Source organism: Paraburkholderia aromaticivorans, from assembly GCF_012689525.1.
Lineage (GTDB): Bacteria > Pseudomonadota > Gammaproteobacteria > Burkholderiales > Burkholderiaceae > Paraburkholderia > Paraburkholderia aromaticivorans_A.
This window is the reverse complement of sequence record NZ_CP051516.1, coordinates 2,576,961-2,598,439: the sequence shown is the minus strand read 5'-3', so window position 1 is coordinate 2,598,439 and position 21,479 is coordinate 2,576,961. Positions and strand designations below refer to the sequence as shown.

Here is a 21,479-nt window from a genome sequence, read left to right as displayed (position 1 = left end):
GGTTCAGCCCGGCTCGGCGGCGATCTGTTGCGGCGCCGTCGTTTCGCGATAACCGAGCCGCGTCGAGATCGCGAGGCCCGACTTCCTGAGCAGCGCGACATAGTGCGACTTCGTGTCGGCGCCGCATCGCATGGTCGGAAACGAAATCGACAGGCCGGCGATCACACGGCCGAAGCGGTCGAACACCGGCACCGCGAGACACCGCAGACCTTCTTCCTGTTCCTCGTTGTCCTCGCCGTAACCTTGCTCGCGCACGTGCGGCAGAATGTTCAGCACGGCCTCGGCGGAGGAGAGCGTCTTCTGCGTCGACTTGCGGAATTCGACGTGCGAGAGTACTTCGCGCGCGTCGGCCGGGTCCATCCACGCCAGCAGCACCTTGCCGATCGCCGTGCTGTGCAGCGGATTGCGCCGGCCGATGCGCGACTGCATGCGCAGCCCGTAGTCGGCGTCGATCTTGTGAATGTAGATGATGGCGTCTTCGTCGAATGCGCCGAGGTGGACCGCCTCGCGCGTCGCTTCGCCGATGCGGCGCATCTCGACGTCGGCCTCGCGCACCAGATCGACACTTTCCAGCGCCTTCGCGCCGAGTTCGAACAGGCGGATGGTCAGCCGGTAGCGCTCCGTTTCCACTTCCTGCGTCACGTAGCCGAGCGCCTTTAGCGTCTGGATCACGCGGTGCACGGTGGTCTTCGACATGCCGAGCCGCTGCGACAGTTCGCTGATGCCGATCTGTCCGCTGTCGCCGATCGCGCCGAGAATCGCGAAGACGCGGCCGATCGACGAGGCCGATTCGCCCCGCTCGCCGCAGTCGGCGTTCTCTACGTCTTGCGCTTGCGCGGTGCCGTCGTCCTTGCGCTGTTTACCTGTCGATGCCATTTCCGTCTTCCCTGTCTATCCGTTCCCGCGACGTTCCCGCGAGTTTGTCGCGAGTTTGTCGCGTTCCCCGGCGCATGCGCCGGCGAGGCGCCGAGAGCATACCGCGTCCGGCGCGCGCTGCCGAGTCAGCGCGCGAGCCAGCCGCCGTCCACCGCCAGTGTATGCCCGTGCACGTAGTCCGAAGCGGACGACGCGAGGAACACCACCGGTCCCGCGAGATCGTCCGGCGTGCCCCAGCGGGCGGCCGGAATGCGGCTGAGAATCTCGTCGTTGCGCTGGGCGTCGTCGCGCAGCGCGGCCGTGTTCGCGGTCGCCATGTAGCCCGGCGCGATCGCGTTGACGTTGATGCCTTGCGCCGCCCATTCGTTCGCGAGCAGCCGCGTGAGACCAAGCACGCCGCTTTTCGACGCCGTGTAGGACGCAACGCGGATGCCGCCCTGGAACGACAGCATCGACGCGACGTTGATGATCTTGCCGCCGCTTTGCTGCTCGACGAACTGCCGCGCGGCCGCCTGCGAGAGAAAGAACAGGCTCTTCAGATTGACGTCCACCACGGCGTCCCAATCGGCTTCGGTGAAATCGAGCGCGTCCTCGCGGCGGATGATGCCCGCGTTGTTCACCAGCACGTCGATGCGGCCGAAGGCTTCGACAGCGGCGCGCACGATGTCCTCGACCGGCGCGATCGAACCGAGATCGGCGCGCACGTCCGCGAAACGTCGTCCGCATGCTTCGACGCGAGCGGCGGTGTCGCCGGCGTCGGCGCGGCTCACGCCGACGATGTCGCAACCGGCGGCAGCGAGCGCGACCGCCATGCCGGCGCCGAGGCCCGTATTGCTGCCGGTGACGATGGCGACGCGGCCGGTGAGATCAAAGGGATTCACGATGTTCGAGCCCATGTCGTGCGGTCGTAGTGGCTGAGGTCAAAAAGCGGCGGAAAAAGCGGAAAAAATACTGGCCCATCAACGCAAATCCCGAACCGCGATGTGATCCATGTCGCTGAACACCTGGTTTTCGCCGACCATGCCCCAGATGAACGTGTACGCCTGCGTGCCGACGCCGGAGTGAATCGACCAGCTCGGCGAAATCACCGCCTGCTCGTTGTGCACGAGAATATGCCGCGTCTCGTTCGGCTCGCCCATCATGTGAAAGACGGCGGCGTCGTCGGCGACGTTGAAGTAGAAATACACCTCCATGCGGCGTTCGTGCGTATGGCACGGCATGGTGTTCCACAGACTGCCCGGTTCGAGTTTCGTCATGCCCATGGAAAGCTGGCAGGTGGGCAGCACTTCGGGAACGATGAACTTGTAGATGGTGCGGCGGTTGCTCGTGGCAGGGTCGCCGAGCGTTTGCGGCGAGGCTTGCGCAAGCGAGATCGTGCGAGTCGGATACGACGTGTGAGCGGGTGCGCAGTTTAGATAGAACTTGGCGGGCCGCGCGGCGTCGTCGCTGCCGAACGCGATGGCCTGCGTACCTTGGCCGATGTAGATCGCCTCTTCGTTGCGCACTGTGTAGCGCGTGCCGTCCACGTCGACCCAGCCGTCGCCGCCGACGTTGATCGCGCCAAGTTCGCGCCGCTCCAGCAAATAGCTCACGCCGATCGCCTTGCCGAGCGAACCCGGCACCTCGACCGCGCGCGCCACCGGCATCACGCCGCCGACAATGATCCGGTCGATATGGCTATAGGTCAGCTTCAGCGCATCGCGCTCGAACACCTGATCGACCAGAAACGCCTTGCGCAGCCCTTCGGTATCCAGCGCCTTCGCGTATTCGCTGTTGATGGCCTGTCTCACTTCCATTGTTCTTTCTCCGCCGGGGTTGTGGGCTCGACTGTAGCGCAGAAATACCATTTCGGAACAGCGGTCCGAAAATATTGCGATGCCGCATCATGGCTGGCAAGGCTTTTAAAGAACGCGCGGGTAAACGATAAGCGTAATTTCTAACAGAAACGGAACAGCGTTCCTTTCACGATGCTATATTGCGCCGAAAGGGAGCAGCCCGGCGTCAGAACGGGACATTACCCCGGGTGATCCACCCGATAACCGGACGCGAAGTCCATGGAGGAGGCATGAAGCTCAAGAAGGCCATCGACCGCATTCCTGGCGGTCTGATGTTGGTGCCGTTGCTGCTCGGCGCCTGCGTCCATACGTTTGCGCCGGGCGCGGGCAAGTACTTCGGGTCGTTCACCAATGGGTTGATCTCCGGCACCGTGCCGATTCTGGCGGTGTGGTTCTTCTGCATGGGCGCGACCATCGATCTGCGGGCGACCGGCACGGTGCTGCGCAAGTCGGGCACGCTGCTGGTGACGAAAATGCTCGTGGCGTGGATCGCGACGATCATCGCGTCGCACTTCATTCCGATCGACGGCGTCAAGGCGGGGCTCTTTGCCGGCCTCTCGGTGCTGGCGATCACGACGTCGATGGACATGACCAACGGCGGTCTCTACGCGGCCGTGATGCAGCAATACGGGACCAAGGAAGAGGCGGGCGCGTTCGTACTGATGTCGGTCGAATCGGGTCCGCTCGTCAGCATGATCATTCTCGGCGCGACCGGCGTGGCGTTCTTCGAGCCGCGTCTGTTCGTCGGCGCGGTGCTGCCGTTTCTGGTCGGCTTCACGCTGGGTAACCTGGATGGCGAGCTGCGCGAGTTCTTCGGCCGTTGCGTGCATCCGCTGATTCCGTTTTTCGGCTTTGCGCTGGGTAACGGCATCGACCTCAGCGTGATCGCGAAGAGCGGCTTGCCGGGTGTCGTGCTGGGTCTCGGCGTGATCGTCGTGACAGGCATTCCGCTGATTCTCGCGGACCGCTGGATCGCGGGCGGCAATGGCGCGGCGGGGTTGGCGGCTTCATCGACGGCGGGGGCCGCGGTGGCGAATCCGGCGATCATCGGCGAGATGATTCCGAGCTTCAAGCCGTTGGTGCCGGCCGCGACCGCGATGGTTGCGACGGCTTGTCTGGTGACGGCGATTCTGGTGCCGATTCTCACGGCGATGTGGGTGCGGCGCCATCATGCACGCGATGCGTTACGCGAGGAGTTCGCGGCGGCCAATACGCCGCCGCTGAATGAGCGGGATGTGCATGTGTAGAGCAGGGTGACGGCGGCTCGCTTGCGCTCTGTACTTCAGGCGTAAGCAGGCCGCGCGTTGACGGTTTTACCGCGCGAGCTTCGCCTCCAGCATCGCCTTCACTTCACTCCATTCATCATCGATGATGCTAAAGCGCACCGAGTTGCGCTTACGCCCATCCGGCATGATGCGTTCGTGCCGGACCACACCTTCCTGTTTCGCGCCGATGCGCAGAATCGCCGCGCGCGATTTTTCGTTCAGTTCGTCCGTGGTGAATTGCACGCGCACGCATTGCATCGCTTCGAACGCGTGGCACAGCAGCAGATACTTTGCCTCGGTATTCGCCGCCGAGCGCTGCACCGATTCGCTCAGCCACGTGTGGCCGATTTCGAGCTTGCGATTGACCCGGTCGATCTTCCAGAACCGCGTGCTGCCGACCAGCGCGCCGGTGTCGCGCCGCACGATCACGAACGGCATCACGGTGCCGGCCGTGCGGCCTTCGAGCGCCGTGGCGATATAGCTGTCGATGCTGCCGGCTCCGGGGACCACGGTCAGCTTCATATTCCACAATTGCCCATCCGCGGCGGCGTCGAGCAAACCTTGCGCGTGTTCTTGCTGAAGCGGCCGCAGTTCCACGGTCCTGCCAGTCAGCGTGGGTTGCATGAGTCTTGAGGTCGTATCGTTCATGGCAATAAAAAAGGTCCGCGAGCGACGGCTCGCGGACCCGGTACGGTGGTGTAAAACGAGGCGGCCGCTAAGCCGCCTCGGTTCGGCCTTAAACCGACATCACCGATACCGCCTTGGTGACGAGATAGCCTTCCATCGCTTCCGGACCGCCTTCCGAGCCGTAGCCCGAATCCTTCACGCCGCCAAACGGCATTTCCGGCGACGGCGTGGCCGGCTGGTTGATCCACAGCATGCCGACTTCCAGTTGCTGCGACAGCAGATGCACGTTCGTGAACGACTTCGTAAACGCATAGCCCGCGAGACCGAACGGCAGACGGTTCGCTTCGGCGATCGCTTCCTCCAGCTTGTCGAAGCCGCGGATCGCGGCGATCGGGCCGAACGGCTCGTTGTTGAACACATCCGATTCGAGCGACACGTTGGTCAGCACGGTCGGCGCGAAGAAGTTGCCTTCCGAGCCCACGCGCTCGCCGCCCGTTTCGACCTTGGCGCCGGTCTTGCGCGCGTCGTCGAGCACCTTGCTCATCGCCGTCAGACGGCGGGCGTTGGCGAGCGGGCCGAGCGTGGTGCCTTCGGCGAGACCGTCACCCAGCTTCAGACTTTCAGCGTGCTTGACCAGCGCCGCGGCGAATTCTTCGCGGAGGCTGTTGTGTACCAGGAAACGCGTCGGCGAGATGCAGACCTGACCGGCGTTGCGGAACTTCGCGCCGCCGGCAGCCTTGACGGCGAGCGCCACGTCGGCGTCTTCGGCCACGATGACGGGCGCATGACCGCCCAGTTCCATCGTCGCGCGCTTCATGTGCGTGCCGGCCAGTGCCGCCAGTTGCTTGCCGACCGGCGTCGAGCCGGTGAACGTGACCTTGCGGATCACCGGATGCGGAATCAGGTAGCTGGAAATCTCAGCCGGGTCGCCGAACACGAGGCCGACGGTGCCCGCCGGCACGCCGGCTTCGACGAAAGCCTGCAGCAGCGCGGCCGGCGACGCCGGGGTTTCTTCCGGCGCCTTGACGAGGAACGAGCAGCCGCACGCGAGCGCGGCGCTCAGCTTGCGCACGACCTGGTTGACCGGGAAGTTCCACGGCGTGAAGGCGGCGACCGGGCCGATCGGTTCCTTGAGCACCAGTTGCTGCGCCGCGAGGTTGCGCGACGGCACGATGCGGCCGTAGACACGGCGGCCTTCGTCGGCGAACCATTCGATGATGTCCGCCGACGCCAGCATTTCGACGCGGGCTTCGGCAAACGGCTTGCCCTGTTCCAGCGTCATCAGGCGGGCGATGTCCGAGGCGCGCTCGCGCACCAGCGCGGCGGCCTTGCGCATGGTCGCGGCGCGCTCGTTGGCCGGCACCTTGCGCCAGGCGTCGAAGCCGCGCTGCGCGGCGGCCAGCGCGCGGTCCAGATCGGCGATGCCGGCGTGCGCCACCTTGCCGATGGCCTTGCCGGTAGCAGGATTGATGACGTCGAGGGTCTTGCCGCTGGCGGCGTCGCACCACTCGCCGTTGATCAGAAGTCGGGTATCGGTATAGCTCGAGGTTGCCATGCTGGGGTTCCTGTATAGGGGAAAACGACAAGGCCGCGCGGTCGTGAATCATTGGGCTGGACCTGCGCGGGCCCTGGATGGACTGCCGATAACCAAAGAGTTTATCTGATTGCACGGAATCGCACCGGCGGGCCGCCCGTTTGTGGTGCGCGGCACGCGTCTTGCGGCAAGGCTGTCGCGGCGGCGGAAAACCGGGCAAAGCAGCGCCGCGCAAAGAAGCGTAGAGTCGAGCGGCGGAGGCAGAATCCGGCGCACACCCGCGGCGGCGGGCGAAGCTCGGCGAATGCAGCCCAATCAACCCAGATGCACAGAGGAATCGACATGCCAACCGGTACAGTGAAATGGTTTAACGACGCGAAAGGTTTTGGCTTCATCACCCCCGACGACGGCGGCGAAGATCTGTTCGCGCACTTCTCGGAGATTCGTTCCGAAGGTTTCAAGTCCTTGCAGGAAAACCAGAAAGTCAGTTTTGAAATCAAGCAGGGGCCGAAGGGCAAGCAGGCGGCGGATATCAAGCCGGTCTGACGTCATGGCCGGTTCGCGCGCGCAACGCGTGCGGCCGGCCATCATCCTGCGTAATCAACACACGAAAAAAGCGGCTCGTTCACACGCGTGACATGAAGCGCCGCAAGCAGGGTTTGCCCGCACGATCCTCTCAGCCACCCCGATTCCGACGCCTGTTTCGCCGCACATGGAGCAGCGCCGCCGGCATTGCCAGCGCCCACATTTTCCTTAAGGTTTCCTTCAGCTTTGCTCCGTAGTATTTGCGCGATTCCCCCGCCTCATAGCGGGCAATAGTTCCGATAGTTTGTCGACAGAGAACTGAAAGCGCCAGTCAATGGCTCGCTGGAGCGTCCATGAAAACCCTGTTCTTGCAGGCACCGTCATTCGACGGTTTCGATGGTGGCGCGGGTTCGCGTTACCAGAACAAGCGTGAAGTCCGTTCATTCTGGTATCCGACGTGGCTCGCGCAGCCCGCCGCACTCATCCCCGATAGCCGTGTGCTCGACGCACCCGCCGACGGCCTGTCCGTCGAGGCATCGCTCGACATCGCGCAGCACTACGAGCTGGTAGTCATTCATACCAGCACCCCGTCTTTCCCCACGGACGCTTTTTTTTCCGAACAACTCAAGAAGCGCAATCCTTCGGTCCTGATCGGTATGGTCGGCGCGAAGGTCGCGGTCGACCCGCACAATTCGCTGACAGCAAGCGACGCGATCGATTTCGTGTGCCGCGAAGAATTCGACTTCACCTGCCAGGAAGTCGCCGCAGGCAGGCCCTTCGACCAGATCCAAGGCCTGAGTTATCGCGCGCGCGACGGCTCGATCGAGCACAACGAAGCGCGCCCGATCCTGGAGAATATGGACGAGCTCCCCTTTGTGGCGCCAATCTACAAGCGCGATCTAAAGATCGAAAATTACTTCAACGGCTATCTGAAGCACCCGTACGTATCCATCTATACGGGGCGGGGCTGCCGGTCGAAGTGCACCTTCTGCCTGTGGCCGCAGACGGTGGGCGGCCATCGCTATCGCACCCGCTCGGTCGAAAACGTGCTGGAAGAAGTGAAATGGATTCGCGACAACATGCCGGAGGTCAAGGAGATCATGTTCGACGACGACACCTTCACCGACTTCAAGCCGCGCGCGGAGGAAATCGCTCGCGGTATGGGGAAGCTGGGCGTGACATGGTCATGCAACGCGAAGGCCAATGTGCCATATCCGACGCTGAAGATCATGAAGGAGAATGGCCTGCGGCTGCTGCTGGTGGGCTACGAATCCGGCGACGATCAGATACTGCTGAACATCAAGAAGGGGCTGCGTACCGATATCGCGCGGCGTTTCAGTGAGGATTGCCGCAAACTTCGCATCAAGATTCACGGCACCTTCATTCTCGGGTTGCCGGGCGAGACTCGGGAAACGATCCAGAAGACGATCGAGTACGCCAAGGAGATCAATCCGCACACGATCCAGGTGTCGCTCGCCGCGCCGTATCCGGGCACGACGCTCTACAACCAGGCGGTTGAAAACGGCTGGCTCGAAGAGAACAAGGTGATCAATCTCGTGAGCAAGGAAGGCGTGCAGCTCGCGGCGATCGGCTATCCGCATCTGTCGCGCGACGAGATCTACCATCAGCTCGAAAACTTCTATAAGCGTTTCTATTTCCGCCCGTCGAAGATCTGGGAAATCCTGCGTGAGATGTTGACGAGCTGGGACATGATGAAACGGCGCTTGCGTGAAGGCGTCGAATTCTTCCGTTTCCTGCGCGCCCACGAGGCGTGAGCGCCGCGCACCTGCTCGCCGTCGCGTTGGCCTATGCGTGCGCGGCGGGCGCGGTTTTCGGCGTCGGCTACACCGTGCTCGCCGGCGCGTTGATGGGACGGTTCTTCGCGCGAGCGGTGTCCGAGCCGAGCACCTTTCCGCCGGTCACGATCGTCAAGCCGCTGCACGGCAATGAGTGGGCGTTGCTCGCCAATCTGTCGAGCTTCTGCCGGCAGAATTATCCCGGACCCGTGCAATTCCTGTTCGGCGTGCACGACTCGGCGGACCCCGCGCTGCAAACCGTCGACGATCTGCGGCGTCTTTATCCCGACGCGGACATCACCGTCGTGGCCGACGCGCGCCTGTACGGCCCGAACCGCAAGATCAGCAACATCCTCAACATGCTGCCGCAAGCGCAGCATGACGTGCTCGTTTTCGCCGACAGCGACGTAAGCGTCGGCCCGGACTATCTGCGCAATGTGATCGGCGAGTTGCAGAAGCCCGGCGTCGGACTGGTCACCTGTGCGTTTCGCGGACAACCCGATCCGGGCTTCTGGCCGCGCCTGTCGGCCAAAGCGACCAACTATCAGTTCCTGCCGGGTGTCGTGACCGGTCTCGCGCTTGGGCTTGCGCGCCCGTGCTTTGGGCAGACCATTGTGATGCGGCGCGATACGCTCGAAAAAATCGGCGGCTTTACGCCGTTCGTGCGGCATCTGGCCGAGGACCATGCGATCGGCGAGGCGGTGCGTCTGATCGGCGAGAAGGTGGTGATTCCGCCGTTCACGATCTCGCATGCGTGCGTCGAATCGAGCGCGGCGCAACTGATCGCGCATGAACTGCGCTGGAGCCGCACCATTCGCCGCATCGATCCGCTCGGCCATCTCGGCTCCGCGCTGGTTCATCCGTTCGCGTTCGCGCTGCTCGCGGTGGCTTGCTCGGCCGGCGCATGGTGGGCGTGGTCGCTCGCATTGGCCGCCATGTGCGCGCGGCTCGCCTTGAAACTGCTGTCGGATCGCGCGTTGAAACAGGCGCATCGCGATCTGTGGCTGCTGCCGTTCTGGGATATCGTATCGTTTGCGATTTTCGTCGCGAGTTTCTGGTCGTCGCGTGTGATCTGGCGAGGCTTGCGCTTCAAGGTGGACGGCGACGGCCTGTTGTCGGCGGCACAGGACGAATGAACGGCAGCACGGATCGGCCATGATGCACAGGATTTTTAAAGCAGCGGTTAAAAGCAGGGCAATGCGCCTGAAGCGCGCGCACGAGGTGCGCGCGTGATGAAGCATCTCGGCCGTATAGCCGCGTTAGCCGGCTTGCTGGTGTCGCTCTGGCTCGTCTGGCACGACAATCCCGGCGCCGTGCTCGGCGCGCTGCGCGCGGCCGGCGCGGGATTGCTGCTGGCGGCGCTCACGCACGTGCTGCCGATGCTCGCCAATGCCTGCGACTGGCGTTCGCTGATTCGCGGCGGCGCGAACCGTCCCGGTCTCCTCAATATGCTGCACCTCGTGTGGGTGCGCGAATCGGTGAATAGCATGCTGCCGGTCGCGCGCATCGGCGGCGAAGTGGTGTCGTTTCGCATGCTCAAGCGCTGGGGCGTGCGGCCGTCCACGGCGGTGGGCAGCATCGTCGTCGATATGCAGCTCACGGTGATCAGCCAGTTGCTCTTTACGATGGTCGGCATCGGCTTCCTGTTCGCGCACGCGCATTCCGACACGCTGCGGCTCGCCGGACAACTGGCGTGGGGCGTGGTGGTGCTCACGCCGCTGCTGGTGCTGTTCGCGCTGGTGCAGCACGCGAGTCCATTCGAGCGCATCACGCGCGCGCTCAATCATATGATGAGCGGCAAGCTCGCCGCGCTGGTGGGCCAGTCGGCGCAGATCGATCAGGCCATCAAGCTGATCTGGCGCCGGCGTGGCGTGGTGCTGCGCTATCTGTTCTTCTGGCAACCGCTGCAGTGCTTACTCACGTCGCTGGAAATCTGGCTGGCGCTGCACTTTCTCGGCGTGCAGGTCACGCTCGTGGAAGCGGTGGTGATCGAATCGCTGATCCAGGCGATCAGCAGCGCGGCTTTCTTCGTGCCGGGCGGGCTCGGCGTGCAGGAGGGCGGCTTCATTCTGATCGGCGGCGCGCTGGGCCTCGATCCTTCCACCTGTCTCGCGCTGGCCGGCGCGCGCCGGATTCGCGACCTGGTGATGTTCGTGCCTGGCCTCATTGCGTGGCAGTTCGCGGAGTCGTCGAATCGGGCACCGGAGCGCGCGTTCGAGCGCGCCCCTTAGAGACACACGGCGCGCGGCGCAGGACGACCAAGGCACCCCAGTTCGCAGCACATGGGGCGCGTGGACGCGAGAAAGCGCACCCTCACAAGCGAGACGCGTCGATGCGAGGCCGCTTCCGCATCCTCCTTAGCTCGCCTGCGCATAAGCGGGAAACGACACCTCGACCGCGAGCCCGCGCTCGCCGATGCCCTTGCCCAAACGCAAGCTCGCGCCGAAATGCTCAGCGATCCGCGCGACGATCGAAAGACCGAGCCCGCTGCCGGTGGCTTGATTGCCGGTCGCACGAAAAAAACGATTCGTCAGACGGTCGAGGTCGCCCGGCTCGACACCGGGGCCGTCGTCGCGCACGGTCACCTGCACCCGGTCTTGCGCGTGCTGCACCGCCACTTCGATGCTGCCGCCGGCGTGCCCGTACTTGATCGCGTTATCGAGCAGATTGTCGAGCAGGATGCCGATCAGCACGGGCTCCGCGTCGATCTCGGCGCGCAGATCGCCGAGCAGCGTCACGTGGATGTCTTTCTGTTGCGCGTTGCGCTCGTTGGCGAGCAGCGCGTCTTTCGCCACCGTTGCGGGTTTCAGCGGCGCCGTCGAGATTTTTTCATGCACGTCCAGACGCGCGAGCAGCAGCAATTGCTCCGCGAGCCGCGCGCTGCGATCGACGCCTTGCACCACGCGCTCCATCGCCAGCCGCTGCCGCGCCGTGTCCGTTTCCGCCAGCGCGACTTGCGCCTGCACCTTGATCGCGGCCAGCGGCGTTTTCAGTTCGTGCGCGGCGTCGGCGGTAAACGCGCGTTCGCGCTCCAGCGAATGCAGCAAGCGCGACAGCAGCAGATTGATCGCGTCGACGAGCGGGCGCACCTCGGTCGGCGCGCGGCCGATGTCGACCGGTTCCAGCCGATTGACGTCGCGCGAACGGATGGCGCGCGAGAGCAGCCTGAGCGGCGCCAGACTCCAGCCGATGCTGAGCCACACCAGCACCGCCAACACTGGCAGTCCGACCAGCGTGGGGCGGGCGATGCGGCTCGCGACGCCGCTCACCAGGTCGCTGCGCGTATTGGCCGGTTCGAAGACGCGCACCGTGTGGCCGAGCGCGGTGTCGCGCAAGGTGAACGAGTGATACATCTGGCCGCCGAGCGTGATGTCCTGCGTGCCGCTCACCGCCGGCACCGGCAGATCCCAGGCCTTGAGCTCGCGCAATTGCGGACTGCCCGCGAGCACCGCGCCGTTCGGGCCGCGCACCTGGAAGAGCGCGTCGCGCGGCAGCGCGTCGTCGTCGTCGCTGTCGTTGGCGCCGGGCTCGCCGCCTTTTTCTTCCTCGCGCACGTCGATGCGCGCGTTGGCGAGCGTGGTCAGATTGCGCTGATCGAGCAGCGCGAGAATCTGCGCGAGTTCCGCGAGACGCGCCTCTTCCCATTCGGCGACCTCGCGTGTGGCCTGACGATAACTCGACACCAGCGCAATGCCCCAGACCAGCGCGATGCTGGTGAGGACCAGCAGCACGAGACGCCGGCGAATCGACGCGCCCATCATTCTTTCTCCACCACGTAGCCGATATTGCGCACCGTCCTGATCAGCTTGGCGCCGAGTTTCTTGCGCAGATTGGACACGTGCACCTCGATCGCGTTGCTCTCGATTTCTTCCTGCCAGCCATACAGGCTTTCTTCGAGCCGCGAGCGCGACTGGGGAATCCCCTGGTTGGTCAGCAACTGCATCAGGATCGCCCATTCGCGCGAGGTGAGGGGCACGCGCGTCGTGCCCACTTCGACGGTTTGCGCGGCCGGGTTGACCGTCAGGTCCTGATAGCGGATCTGCTCGACGCTGCGGCCCTGCGCGCGGCGCAACAGGGCCCGGCAACGGGCGATCAGTTCGGTCAGATCGAAGGGCTTGCCGAGGTAGTCGTCGGCGCCTGCTTCGAGGCCGCCGACACGGTCGACCACCGTGCCCCGCGCGGTCAGCACCAGCACCGGCACGTCCTTGCCCGAATCGCGCAGCCGTTTCAGCAGTTCCATACCCGATACGCGGGGCAGGCCGAGATCGAGCAGCACCAGCGCATAGGCGGTGGTGTCGAGCGCGAGACCGGCCTTGTGGCCGTCGCGCGCCCAGTCGACCGTGAAGCCGGCCTGACGCAGTCCCGCTTCGATACCGCAGCCGATCAGGTCGTCGTCTTCTACGAGGAGTACGCGCATGAGTCCGTTATTTCCGTTCGATGTTTCATTGCACGGCAGCCGCGATATTTAAGCAAGCGCGGAACCGTAATCCGAAGTTTAACCATCCTGTTCATCACCCGCTTTATACGCTTTCTTCCTTAAGGTTTCCTTCAGCTTGGATCGCTACTATCGCCCCTCAACAGGTCGCTGTCGCGCCGTCATCGCGGGCACGCGGCGGCGGGTCTGTTGCAACGTCATTGCAGTTCAATCGTAAGCACATCGATGGGATGGACAGTCGGCGATTTTCCACGCCGACGAGCTGCGTCGAATCACGGCGCGCGGCATTCCCACAGGTCACGAGACCCAGCCATGAAGCCAGCCACCGTCGACATGCTGCGCGCCCACCTGATGGTGGCCTCGCTCACCGCCATGGGCGCCGAGTTGCTCGCGTGCCTCGTGCTGCTGGTGCTGCCGGTGTCGCAAAGCGCCTTCAGTTCCATGCCGTTCCGGCTGCTCGCCATCGCTGTGATTCTCAGCGGTGTGATCGTGACGCGCCAGTTCGCGCACGCCGCCTTCGAACTCGCGCTGCAGGGCCACTTCGCCACGGGCGCGAGCCGGCCCTCGCGGCCGGTCGCGATCACCGCGGATTGTCCGCGGCGCTGGCTCGTGATTCTTCATCTGCGCCTGACCGGCAGGGCGTTCGTGCTGGCCGAGCACTGACGGAACGGGACGATGGCGGCGCACGCAGTGACGGTATGTCAATGGGTCCTGCTAGCCATCTGCGCAAGCGCGTCGCTTTACGCGCTGCTGGCGGCGGTCGCGATGCCGTTTTTTGGCTCGCGCCGCGGCGCGGCGGGTCGCGCCGCTTATTCCACTTCGCACGCTTCGCAGCCGCTGCATCGCTTCGCACAGGTCGGCGTCAGCGTACTCAAACCGCTGTGCGGCGCGGAGCCGCGTCTGTACGACAATCTGCGGACCTTTTGCGACCAGCGTCACGAGCATTTTCAACTCGTGCTCGGCGTGTCGTCGCCGGACGATCCCGCGATTGCCGTGGTGCGCCGTTTGCAGGCTGCCTATCCATTGCACGACATCGAACTCGCGATCGACACGCGCGTGCACGGCAGCAATCCCAAGGTCAGCAATCTGATCAACATGGCGGCGCGGGCACGTCATGAGGTGATCGTGATTGCCGACAGCGACATCGCTGTCGAAGCCGATTATCTGGACAGCGTGGCCGCGCCGCTCGCGGATCCGCGCGTGGGCGTGGTCACGTGTCTCTATGTGGCGCGGGGCATCGGCGGTTTCTGGCCGCGCGTGGGCGCGCTCTTCATCAACGAATGGTTCGCGCCGTCGGTGCGGGTCGCGCACGCGGCCGGCTCGCGCCGCTTCGGCTTCGGTGCGACGCTTGCGTTGCGGCGCGCGACGCTCGAGCGCATCGGCGGATTCGAGGCGCTAAAAAACTGTCTCGCGGACGATTACTGGCTGGCCGAACACGTGCGCGCCCTCGGCCTGCAAACCGTGCTCTCGCGCGTGATGGTGGCCACCGACGTGATCGAGCCCACGTTTTCCGCGTTGTGGCAGCGCGAAACACGCTGGCTGCGCACGATTCGCTCGGTGAACGCGCCGGGTTTCGCGTTCCTCTTCATCACCTTTCCCACGCCCTGGCTGTTGGCCGGCGCGTGGCTCAGCGCCGGCCTCGCGGCCACTTCGTCAGATGCGGTGCACGCGTGGGCCGCGTTCACGAGCGCGACCGGAACGGCCGCCGGTCTGGCCGCGCGTCTGTTGATGCATCTGCGCTCGGCGCGTCGGGAGCGCACCTTCTGGCGCGATCTGCCACTGGTGCCATTGCGTGATACGTTGCTGGTGTTGCAGTGGTGCGCCGCCGTGTTCGGCTCGCATGTAATGTGGCGCGGTGCGCGCGTGCCCGTCGAGGCTTCCAGGTCGAAGGCCGCGCGCAACGGCGCGTTGAATGTGATGGATGTGATGGAGGCGTCGGATGGCGGCTAAGCCACGCGCATTGATCGTGACCGCAGACGATTTCGGCCTGCACGCGCGAGTGAATCTGGCGGTCGAGCGGGCGCATCGCGACGGCGTGCTGACCGCCGCGAGCCTGATGATCGGCGCACCGGCTGCGGGCGACGCGGTGGCGCGTGCCCGCGCGTTGCCGCGGTTGCGTGTCGGCCTGCATCTGGTGCTGGCCGACGGCGACGCGGTTACGCCGCGCGCGGGGATTGCGGCCTTGCTCGACGAGCATGGCCGCTTCGGCGACAACATGGTGCGCGACGGAGTGCGGTTCTTCTTCTTACCGCACGTGCGTATGCAGCTTGCGCGGGAAATTCGCGCGCAGTTCGATGCCTTTGCGCAGACCGGTCTGACGCTCGACCATGTCAACACGCACAAGCATTTTCATTTGCATCCGACGGTGCTCGGACTGATTCTGGACATCGGCCGCGAGTATGGGATGAAGGCGATGCGCTTGCCGTTCGAAGCGAATGCGCCGCTGTGGTTGCGGCCCTGGATCGCGCGAGTCAAGGCGCGTCTGGATCACGCCGGCATCGCGCACAACGATTATGTGGTGGGGATCGCGGATAGCGGCCGGATGGATGAGGCGGCGTGGCTGGCGGCGCTCGCCGATCTGCCGCATGGGGTGGGCGAGATTTACTGCCATCCCGCAGTGGCGGGGGAGCGGGCTTTGAGCGACGGGATGAGGATGTACCGGCACGAGGATGAATTGCGCGCGTTGTTGTCGCCGAAAGTGGCTATGGCGATTCGTGCGGCGGGGGTCCGGGTCGGCGGGTTTGGGGATGTGTTGAAGACATAGGTCTCTCACTGCCTCGACTGAATCGGAGGTGCGCCTGCGGCGAACCACAGGCGCACAGGCCGGAATGCCGCACAGGCTGCAATTCGCAGCCTAGATCGCTTCCTTCTTCATCAACAACTTCAACAACACCGGCAGCAACAGCAACACCAGCGGCAACTGAACAATCAACCCCGAAATAATCGCAATCGCCAGCGGCTGTTGCATCGCCGACCCTTGGCCCAGCGCAAAAGCCAACGGCAGCAGCGCCAGAATCGCGGCAATGGTCGTCATCGCGATGGGACGCAGACGATTGCGCCCGGCGCTCAGCAACGCATCCTCGAACGGCGTCTCGTCGTCCCGCACGAGTCCCTGCAACTCCGACACATAAAAAATCGCCACCTCGGTCACGATACCGATGATCATCGTCATCCCCATCATCGCGGAGATGTTCAGTTCGATGCCGGTGATCCATAAGCCGATGAACACCGCGCCCGCCGCCAGCAACGGCATCGCCATGACCGCCAGCGCCACACGGAAGCGCTCGTAGAGAAACAGCAGCAAGCCGAACACGAGCGCAATCGCCGCACCGAACACACTCAGCAGCCCTTTGAACGCAATCTGCTGCTGCTGGTACAGGCCGCCCAATTCGTAATACACGCCGCTGGGCAACAGGCTCTTATCGCTGAGCGTCTTTTGCACGTCGGCGATCGTCGAGCCCAGATCGCGGCCGTCGATACGCGCCGTCACCGCCACCATCCGTTTGAGATTGTCTCGGCTGATCTCCGGCTGGCCAGTCACCGTCACCTGATCGGCGACGCGATCGAGCGCGAACAGATGGCCGTCGGGCGCGCGAATCTGCAACTGTCCCAGTTGCGTATCCGTGAGCTTCATCGCGCCGGCCACGCGCACGCGCACGCCGACCGTTTTCGGTCCGCTCTGGAATTGCGTGGCCACATTGCCTTCCACCATGTCGGACACGGCCTGCGCGATCGACTGCGGGTCCATGCCCTCGGCCGCCGCCGCTTCCGGGCGGATGTGCAATTCGAGGGCGTCGCCGGCCGGATTGATGCCGTCGTTCACATCCACCACGCCCTGGATCTTGCCGATCTGCGCCGCCACTTTGCGCGCGATTGTCTCGAGCGTGTTCGGGTCGTCGGAATAGATCTTGATCTGGACCGGTTGCGGCACCGCCGTCAGGTCGCCGATCAGATCCTCCATCAACTGCGCGAGTTCGATACTCACGCCGGGCACCTGAGTCTCGACCTTCGAGCGGATTTCTTCCATCACGGTGTCGATCGGCTCGCGATTGCCGGACTTCAGCCGCACGAAGAAGTCGCCCTTGTTGGGCTCGTTCAAATCGCCGCCGAGACCGGCGCCGGTCCGGCGCGAATAGGTCGCGACATTCGGATTCGCGCGGATGATGCCTTCGATCTGCTTCATCAGCCGGTCGGTCTCGGTCACCGAGGTGCCCGGTTCGGTGTGATAGTCGAGCACGAAACCGCCTTCGTCCATGCTCGGCATGAAACCGCTGCCCACGCGAGTGAACGCGAACGCGGCCACCACGATCAGCGGCAGCAGGCCCAGCAGCACGAGCACCGGCCGCGCGGTGACGCGCTCGACCAGAAACGCGTAGCGCCGGTTCATCCACGAGGCGAAGCGGGTTTCCTTATGTTCCTCGGCTTCTTTCGGTTTCAGCCAGCGGTCGCACAGAATCGGCACCGCGAGCCACGTGACGAGAAACGAAATGAACAGCGCGCTCGCCATGGTCACGGAGAGCGCCTTGAAGAACGCACCCGTCACGCCGGATAGAAACGCCAACGGCACGAAAATGATCAGCGTCGCCGCCGACGACCCGGCCAGCGGCCGCGTGAATTCGAGCGCCGCCGCCATCACGCGGCCATGAAAAGCGCGCGCGCCGCCTTCGCGCATGCGCCGCACGATGTGTTCGATCATCACGATCGCATCGTCGATCACAAGACCGACGGCGGCGGCCATGCCGCCGAGCGTCATGATGTTGAACCCCATGCCGAACACGTCGAGCAACAGAATCGTCGCGGCCATCACCACCGGCACCAGCGCGACGGCGATTGCGGTGATCTTCCAGTTGCGCAGAAAGGCAAATAGCGTCAACGCCGCCAGCACCACGCCGATCATGATCGCGTCGCGCACGCTGGTGGCCGAGGCGATCACCAGTTCGCTCTGGTCGTACCAATTCGACAGATGCACGCCGGCCGGCATCTGATGCTGGAAGTCGGCGAGCTTCGCGCGGATCGCCTTGGCCATTGCCACGCTGTTCGCGCCCGGTTGCTGATACACGTTGATGAGCACGGCGTCCTGGCCGTCGGCGGTGACGCGCATCCATTGCGGCACCACGCCCATGCGTACGGTCGCGATGTCGCCGAGGCGAATCTGCGTCGCGCCGTTGGCCGACACCACGACGTTGCGAAGTTCGTCGAGCCGCGTAATGGTGGTGTTGGCGATCACGAGGTAGAGCTTGTAGTGATCCTCGATGCGGCCGTTCGCCATCAGCACATTGCTCGCGCCGATCGCTTTCGACACATCGGAGAGCGAGAGTTTGTACGCGGCGAGTCGCGCGGGATCGATCGCGACTTCGAACTCGTCCTGCGCGCCGCCTGTCACGTCGACGCGCGCCACGCCTTCCACTGAGGACAGCAACGGCCGCATCTGGAACTGCGCGAGATCGTGCAGCGCGGAGAGCGACTGCTGCCGCGACGTGAGGCTATACGCCAGCACCGGAAACACGGTCGGGTCCATGCGACGCACCTGCATCGAGGTGCCTTGCGGCAGGGTCGCGAGAATCTCGCTGATGGCCGACTGCGCCTGCAAGGTGGCTTGCGCCATGTCGGTGCCCCAGTCGAAATTGATCGAGATTTCGGCTGCGCCCCGGCTCGTTTTCGATTCGACGTCGCGCACGTTCGGCACGCGCCGCAGCGCTTCCTCGACCGGCATCGTGACGAGCGTGGCCATCTGTTCCGCGGGGCGGTCGCCCGCGTCGAGCGAGACCACCGCGCGCGGAAACGCGACGTTCGGGAACAGCGAGATCGGCAGACGGAACGCGGTCAGTGCGCCCGCTATCGCCAGCAACGCGATCACGAACAGCAGCGAGCGCCGGTGCTTCTGCATCCATTGACCGAAATTCATCGCGGCGCGCCTCCGCTGGTTCGCACCGCCATGCCGTCCTTCAACTCATAGTTGCCGCTGACCACGAGTCCTTGCGCGGCGTCGAGCGGGCCATCCACGCCGTAGCGCTCGCCGTTCTCGACCTGGGTGGTCACCGCCACGCGGCGCGCCTTGTTCTGTGACGTGATCTGGAACACGTACGCACCTTTGTCGTCTTTCAACACGGCGGCGCGCGGCACGATCCAGTGCGTGCCGTTGCGGGTCGCGATATCGGCGCTCACGCGCGTGCCGGGAATGAAGGCCGTCTGACCGAGCGGCACGTTCGCGCCGACGTCGACGAGCTGGCTCTGCTGATCCACCGAGGCGCCGACCAGTGCCACGTGACCATTCGCCGAAGTCTTCGCGAGCGACGTGGACAGGCCGTGCAATGTGACGATGTCGCCGGCGTGGATCGCGGCGGCATCGGCGGGCTCGACGCCGAGCATCACGTTGGCGCGCGCGTCCTTGCCGCTGCCGCCGGCGAGTTGCAGGATCGCCGCGCCGGGCTGCACCTGGTCGCCTTGAGCGGCCGAAACTTGCAGCACGACGCTGTCGTTCGGCGCGGTGATGATCTTGTTGCCGCTTGCCACGCCGGTCTGATTCTGCGCGGCGAGCGCCTGCTGCGCGTCGTCGGCGGCCTTGCGGGCGCTGGCGAGTTGCGACTGCGTGGCGAGTCCTTTCTCGTACAGCGATTGCGTGCGCGCCAGCTCGCCTTGTGCGAGCGTCACGGCGCTTTTCGCCTGGGTGGCCGCAAGCACAGCGGCCGGATCGGCCTGCACGACGAAGAGCGGCGTGGCACGCGTCACGGTTTGCCCGGACTGCACGCGCATCTGCACGATGCGCGCGGTGTACGGCAGATTGACGGTGGTGAGGTTCGACGCGGACGCCGCGACGACGCCATACGCCCGCACCGGCTGCGCAATCTCGGCGCGCTGCACGCGCACGGTCTGGACGGCGACCACGGGTTGATCGGCGGCGTCGGCGCTTGCCGCGCGGGCCGGATGAACGCCGGCGTACAGCAGCGTGGCGCAAGCGATAAAAATCGCACCAGCGGCAATGCGCGGCCGCAGCGCTGAAGACAGGCTATTTCGCATGAGTGTCGGTGAAGGTCAGAGCGGTGGAGTAGGCGTCGGGAATCGCGCTGCCGAGCAGCGCCTGCAAGCCGACGCGTTGTTCGGCGAGCGACTCGCGTAACGTCGCGACGTCGATTTGTTTGGCGAGCGCGGCGCTCTGCGCGTCGGTGTAGGCGCCGAGCGCGACGTTGTGTTCCGCGTAGGCCGCGGCCGCGTGCTGGGCGGCGACGTCGACCTCGGGCAACGCGGCCTCGGTTTGCTGCAACTGTCGCGTGAGGATCGTGTTGTCCGCGCGCAAATGCGCGACGTCCGCGTAAGCGCCGTTCAACCGCGTTTGATATTCGTCGCGCAAACGCTGGCGGGTCGCTTGCTCGATTGCGACGTTGCCCTGATTGCGGTTGAAGATCGGCAGGCTGAGGTTGATCTGAAAGCCGCTCGTGTAGATGTTCGACGTATCGCGTGCCCGCACGAAGCCCACCGACAGACTCGGGAACTGGCTGAGAATCGCGGCGCGATATTTCTGCTCCTGTGCCTCGTAGCCCGCTTGCAGCGCGATCAGATCCGGGCGGCGCCGAGGCAGTCCGGCGAGCGCGGCATCGAGCGTCGTATCGGAGAGCGGCTCGATGTTTTCGCCGCCGGTGAGTTGCAACTGCACCTCGGGCGAGACGCCGAGCAGCGCGTTCAGATCGTGGTGCGTTTGCCCGGCTGCGCGTTCGGCGTCGGCGTATTGCTTGCGGGCGTCGCTATAGGCGGTGAGCGCGGCAGTGAGCGTGTCGTCGGTGAGGTTGCCGTCGCGGCGCGCTTCGGCCATGCGTTCGTAGCGCGTGCGCGCGAGGTCGCGCTGGCGCTGCAAAAGCGGCAGTGTGTCCTGCTGGAAGCGCGTCTTGATGAACAACTGCCGCGCCTCGCCGACGATCTGCCATTCCTGCCACAGCAAGCCGAGATCGGTCTTGGCCACGGTGGCATCGGCGGATTGTTTGTTGGCGCTGCGCAGGACGATCGCCATCACGTCCATGCTCAAACCGTAGTTGAACGCGCGCGTGGTGCCGATCTGTCCGGGATAGTCGCTCGATATGCTCAGTTGCGGGTCCGGCAGCAGACCCGCCGAGTAGGCTTGCGCGCGGGAGATGCCGAGGTCGTCGCGGGCCAGCTTGAGGTCGGGGTTGTTGGCGACCGCGAGCATCGCGACCTCGTCGCTATCGAGCCCGTCGGACGGATCGAAGCGATGCGCGGCCAGTTCCGGCAGCGGCATGCTCGACGGATCGATGCGGATGCGTTCGAGCGAATGGGCGGTGGTGGACGTATCCCGCGGCGCGAGCGGCTCGCGGTGATACCACGTGCAGCCGCCCATCAACAGCGCGCAGAGCGGCACCAGCGCGCGCAGCCGCGACCATGACGGCGGCGCGAGTTTGACCACTGGGTTGGCCGTCGCGGTCAACTCAGACACTGCCGCCGAGATAGCCGCCGATGCGGCATTGAGAACGGGCAAAATCCGGCTCCTGAACGAAGAAGAGGGACATCCGCGCAGGGATGCCGCGGAACAGGAGCCGATTCTGCTGATGGACTGCTTAAGACATGCTTAACGCCAAT

At 64.7% G+C, this 21,479-nt stretch carries 18 protein-coding genes; 8 read left to right on the top strand and 10 right to left on the bottom strand.

Translation table 11 applies throughout. The features are described from left to right. Positions 1-3: 3 nt before the first annotated feature. The 3 genes from kdgR to kduI form a co-directional block, all read right to left on the bottom strand. Positions 4-876: a DNA-binding transcriptional regulator KdgR gene (gene kdgR / locus HF916_RS39775; protein ID WP_168794193.1), complete on the bottom strand. Its 873-nt coding sequence runs from the start codon at positions 874-876 to the stop codon at positions 4-6. Between the two features lie 125 nt (positions 877-1,001). Beyond that, positions 1,002-1,772 carry a 2-dehydro-3-deoxy-D-gluconate 5-dehydrogenase KduD gene (kduD, locus tag HF916_RS39770; RefSeq protein ID WP_168794192.1) on the bottom strand — a complete coding sequence of 257 codons (771 nt, stop codon included), beginning with the start codon at positions 1,770-1,772 and terminating at the stop codon, positions 1,002-1,004. Between the two features lie 63 nt (positions 1,773-1,835). Continuing rightward, positions 1,836-2,672: a 5-dehydro-4-deoxy-D-glucuronate isomerase gene (kduI, locus tag HF916_RS39765; protein ID WP_168794191.1), complete on the bottom strand. Its 837-nt coding sequence runs from the start codon at positions 2,670-2,672 to the stop codon at positions 1,836-1,838. 269 nt (positions 2,673-2,941) lie between these two features. On the opposite strand from kduI, the gene kdgT reads away from it, so the two are divergent. Continuing rightward, positions 2,942-3,958: a 2-keto-3-deoxygluconate transporter gene (kdgT, locus tag HF916_RS39760; RefSeq protein WP_168794190.1), complete on the top strand. Its 1,017-nt coding sequence runs from the start codon at positions 2,942-2,944 to the stop codon at positions 3,956-3,958. A 66-nt stretch (positions 3,959-4,024) separates the two neighbouring features. Here kdgT and HF916_RS39755 read toward each other — a convergent pair whose 3' ends face one another. Together HF916_RS39755 and HF916_RS39750 are read right to left on the bottom strand one after the other, a co-directional pair. Continuing rightward, a complete protein-coding gene (locus tag HF916_RS39755) occupies positions 4,025-4,624 on the bottom strand; it encodes a GNAT family N-acetyltransferase (protein ID WP_168794189.1) in 600 nt (199 codons plus the stop codon). Positions 4,625-4,712: 88 nt separating this feature from the next. Further along, positions 4,713-6,158, bottom strand: coding sequence for an NAD-dependent succinate-semialdehyde dehydrogenase (locus HF916_RS39750; protein ID WP_168794188.1), 1,446 nt, complete (start codon positions 6,156-6,158; stop codon positions 4,713-4,715). A gap of 321 nt (positions 6,159-6,479) precedes the next feature. Between HF916_RS39750 and HF916_RS39745 the strand changes: the two genes are divergently transcribed. The 4 genes from HF916_RS39745 to HF916_RS39730 all read left to right on the top strand — a co-directional run bounded on the left by HF916_RS39745 (position 6,480) and on the right by HF916_RS39730 (position 10,689). Beyond that, positions 6,480-6,683: a cold-shock protein gene (locus tag HF916_RS39745; RefSeq protein WP_007181784.1), complete on the top strand. Its 204-nt coding sequence runs from the start codon at positions 6,480-6,482 to the stop codon at positions 6,681-6,683. Positions 6,684-7,015: 332 nt separating this feature from the next. Continuing rightward, a complete protein-coding gene (hpnJ, locus tag HF916_RS39740) occupies positions 7,016-8,437 on the top strand; it encodes a hopanoid biosynthesis associated radical SAM protein HpnJ (protein WP_168794187.1) in 1,422 nt (473 codons plus the stop codon). Further along, positions 8,434-9,594 carry a bacteriohopanetetrol glucosamine biosynthesis glycosyltransferase HpnI gene (gene hpnI, locus HF916_RS39735; RefSeq protein WP_168794186.1) on the top strand — a complete coding sequence of 387 codons (1,161 nt, stop codon included), beginning with the start codon at positions 8,434-8,436 and terminating at the stop codon, positions 9,592-9,594. The genes hpnJ and hpnI (HF916_RS39735) overlap by 4 nt, the downstream gene beginning before the upstream one ends. A 96-nt stretch (positions 9,595-9,690) precedes the next feature. After that, on the top strand, positions 9,691-10,689 hold the full coding sequence (locus tag HF916_RS39730; protein ID WP_168794185.1) for a flippase-like domain-containing protein: 999 nt from the start codon (positions 9,691-9,693) through the stop codon (positions 10,687-10,689). Positions 10,690-10,815: 126 nt separating this feature from the next. Here the strand turns inward: HF916_RS39730 and HF916_RS39725 are convergent, their stop codons facing one another. Then, positions 10,816-12,219, bottom strand: coding sequence for an ATP-binding protein (locus HF916_RS39725; protein WP_168794184.1), 1,404 nt, complete (start codon positions 12,217-12,219; stop codon positions 10,816-10,818). Continuing rightward, the gene (locus HF916_RS39720) at positions 12,216-12,875 is read right to left on the bottom strand and encodes a response regulator (protein WP_168794183.1); all 660 of its coding nucleotides are present in this window, start codon (positions 12,873-12,875) and stop codon (positions 12,216-12,218) included. Before HF916_RS39720 ends, HF916_RS39725 begins: the two co-directional genes overlap by 4 nt. 330 nt (positions 12,876-13,205) lie before the next feature. On the opposite strand from HF916_RS39720, the gene HF916_RS39715 reads away from it, so the two are divergent. The 3 genes from HF916_RS39715 to hpnK are packed head-to-tail and all read left to right on the top strand — an operon-like array spanning position 13,206 to position 15,657. Then, entirely contained in the window at positions 13,206-13,556 is a 351-nt protein-coding gene (locus HF916_RS39715) for a hypothetical protein (protein WP_168794182.1), read from the top strand. Positions 13,557-13,568: 12 nt separating this feature from the next. Then, entirely contained in the window at positions 13,569-14,843 is a 1,275-nt protein-coding gene (hpnI, locus tag HF916_RS39710; RefSeq protein WP_168794181.1) for a bacteriohopanetetrol glucosamine biosynthesis glycosyltransferase HpnI, read from the top strand. Beyond that, positions 14,833-15,657, top strand: a complete 825-nt coding sequence (hpnK, locus tag HF916_RS39705; protein WP_168794180.1) for a hopanoid biosynthesis-associated protein HpnK — start codon at positions 14,833-14,835, stop codon at positions 15,655-15,657. Before hpnI (HF916_RS39710) ends, hpnK begins: the two co-directional genes overlap by 11 nt. A 90-nt stretch (positions 15,658-15,747) precedes the next feature. Here hpnK and HF916_RS39700 read toward each other — a convergent pair whose 3' ends face one another. From HF916_RS39700 to HF916_RS39690, 3 genes are read right to left on the bottom strand one after another with little or no spacing between them, the layout of a single operon-like run. Then, positions 15,748-18,798, bottom strand: a complete 3,051-nt coding sequence (locus HF916_RS39700; protein ID WP_168794179.1) for an efflux RND transporter permease subunit — start codon at positions 18,796-18,798, stop codon at positions 15,748-15,750. Then, entirely contained in the window at positions 18,795-19,910 is a 1,116-nt protein-coding gene (locus HF916_RS39695; protein WP_168794178.1) for an efflux RND transporter periplasmic adaptor subunit, read from the bottom strand. Before HF916_RS39695 ends, HF916_RS39700 begins: the two co-directional genes overlap by 4 nt. After that, positions 19,900-21,378, bottom strand: coding sequence for a TolC family protein (locus HF916_RS39690; protein WP_431311441.1), 1,479 nt, complete (start codon positions 21,376-21,378; stop codon positions 19,900-19,902). The genes HF916_RS39695 and HF916_RS39690 overlap by 11 nt, the downstream gene beginning before the upstream one ends. Positions 21,379-21,479: the final 101 nt, after the last annotated feature.

Bases quoted from the DNA above. Each gene is read 5' to 3' on its own strand.
- HF916_RS39700 (WP_168794179.1), bottom strand. From the start codon at position 18,798: ATGAATTTCGGTCAATGGATGCAGAAGCACCGGCGCTCGCTGCTGTTC.
- kduI (WP_168794191.1), bottom strand. From the start codon at position 2,672: ATGGAAGTGAGACAGGCCATCAACAGCGAATACGCGAAGGCGCTGGAT.
- HF916_RS39755 (WP_168794189.1), bottom strand. From the start codon at position 4,624: ATGAACGATACGACCTCAAGACTCATGCAACCCACGCTGACTGGCAGG.
- HF916_RS39730 (WP_168794185.1), top strand. From the start codon at position 9,691: ATGAAGCATCTCGGCCGTATAGCCGCGTTAGCCGGCTTGCTGGTGTCG.
- kduD (WP_168794192.1), bottom strand. From the start codon at position 1,772: ATGGGCTCGAACATCGTGAATCCCTTTGATCTCACCGGCCGCGTCGCC.
- HF916_RS39715 (WP_168794182.1), top strand. From the start codon at position 13,206: ATGAAGCCAGCCACCGTCGACATGCTGCGCGCCCACCTGATGGTGGCC.
- HF916_RS39745 (WP_007181784.1), top strand. From the start codon at position 6,480: ATGCCAACCGGTACAGTGAAATGGTTTAACGACGCGAAAGGTTTTGGC.
- HF916_RS39725 (WP_168794184.1), bottom strand. From the start codon at position 12,219: ATGATGGGCGCGTCGATTCGCCGGCGTCTCGTGCTGCTGGTCCTCACC.
- hpnJ (WP_168794187.1), top strand. From the start codon at position 7,016: ATGAAAACCCTGTTCTTGCAGGCACCGTCATTCGACGGTTTCGATGGT.
- kdgR (WP_168794193.1), bottom strand. From the start codon at position 876: ATGGCATCGACAGGTAAACAGCGCAAGGACGACGGCACCGCGCAAGCG.
- hpnI (WP_168794181.1), top strand. From the start codon at position 13,569: ATGGCGGCGCACGCAGTGACGGTATGTCAATGGGTCCTGCTAGCCATC.
- HF916_RS39750 (WP_168794188.1), bottom strand. From the start codon at position 6,158: ATGGCAACCTCGAGCTATACCGATACCCGACTTCTGATCAACGGCGAG.
- kdgT (WP_168794190.1), top strand. From the start codon at position 2,942: ATGAAGCTCAAGAAGGCCATCGACCGCATTCCTGGCGGTCTGATGTTG.
- HF916_RS39695 (WP_168794178.1), bottom strand. From the start codon at position 19,910: ATGCGAAATAGCCTGTCTTCAGCGCTGCGGCCGCGCATTGCCGCTGGT.
- HF916_RS39720 (WP_168794183.1), bottom strand. From the start codon at position 12,875: ATGCGCGTACTCCTCGTAGAAGACGACGACCTGATCGGCTGCGGTATC.
- hpnK (WP_168794180.1), top strand. From the start codon at position 14,833: ATGGCGGCTAAGCCACGCGCATTGATCGTGACCGCAGACGATTTCGGC.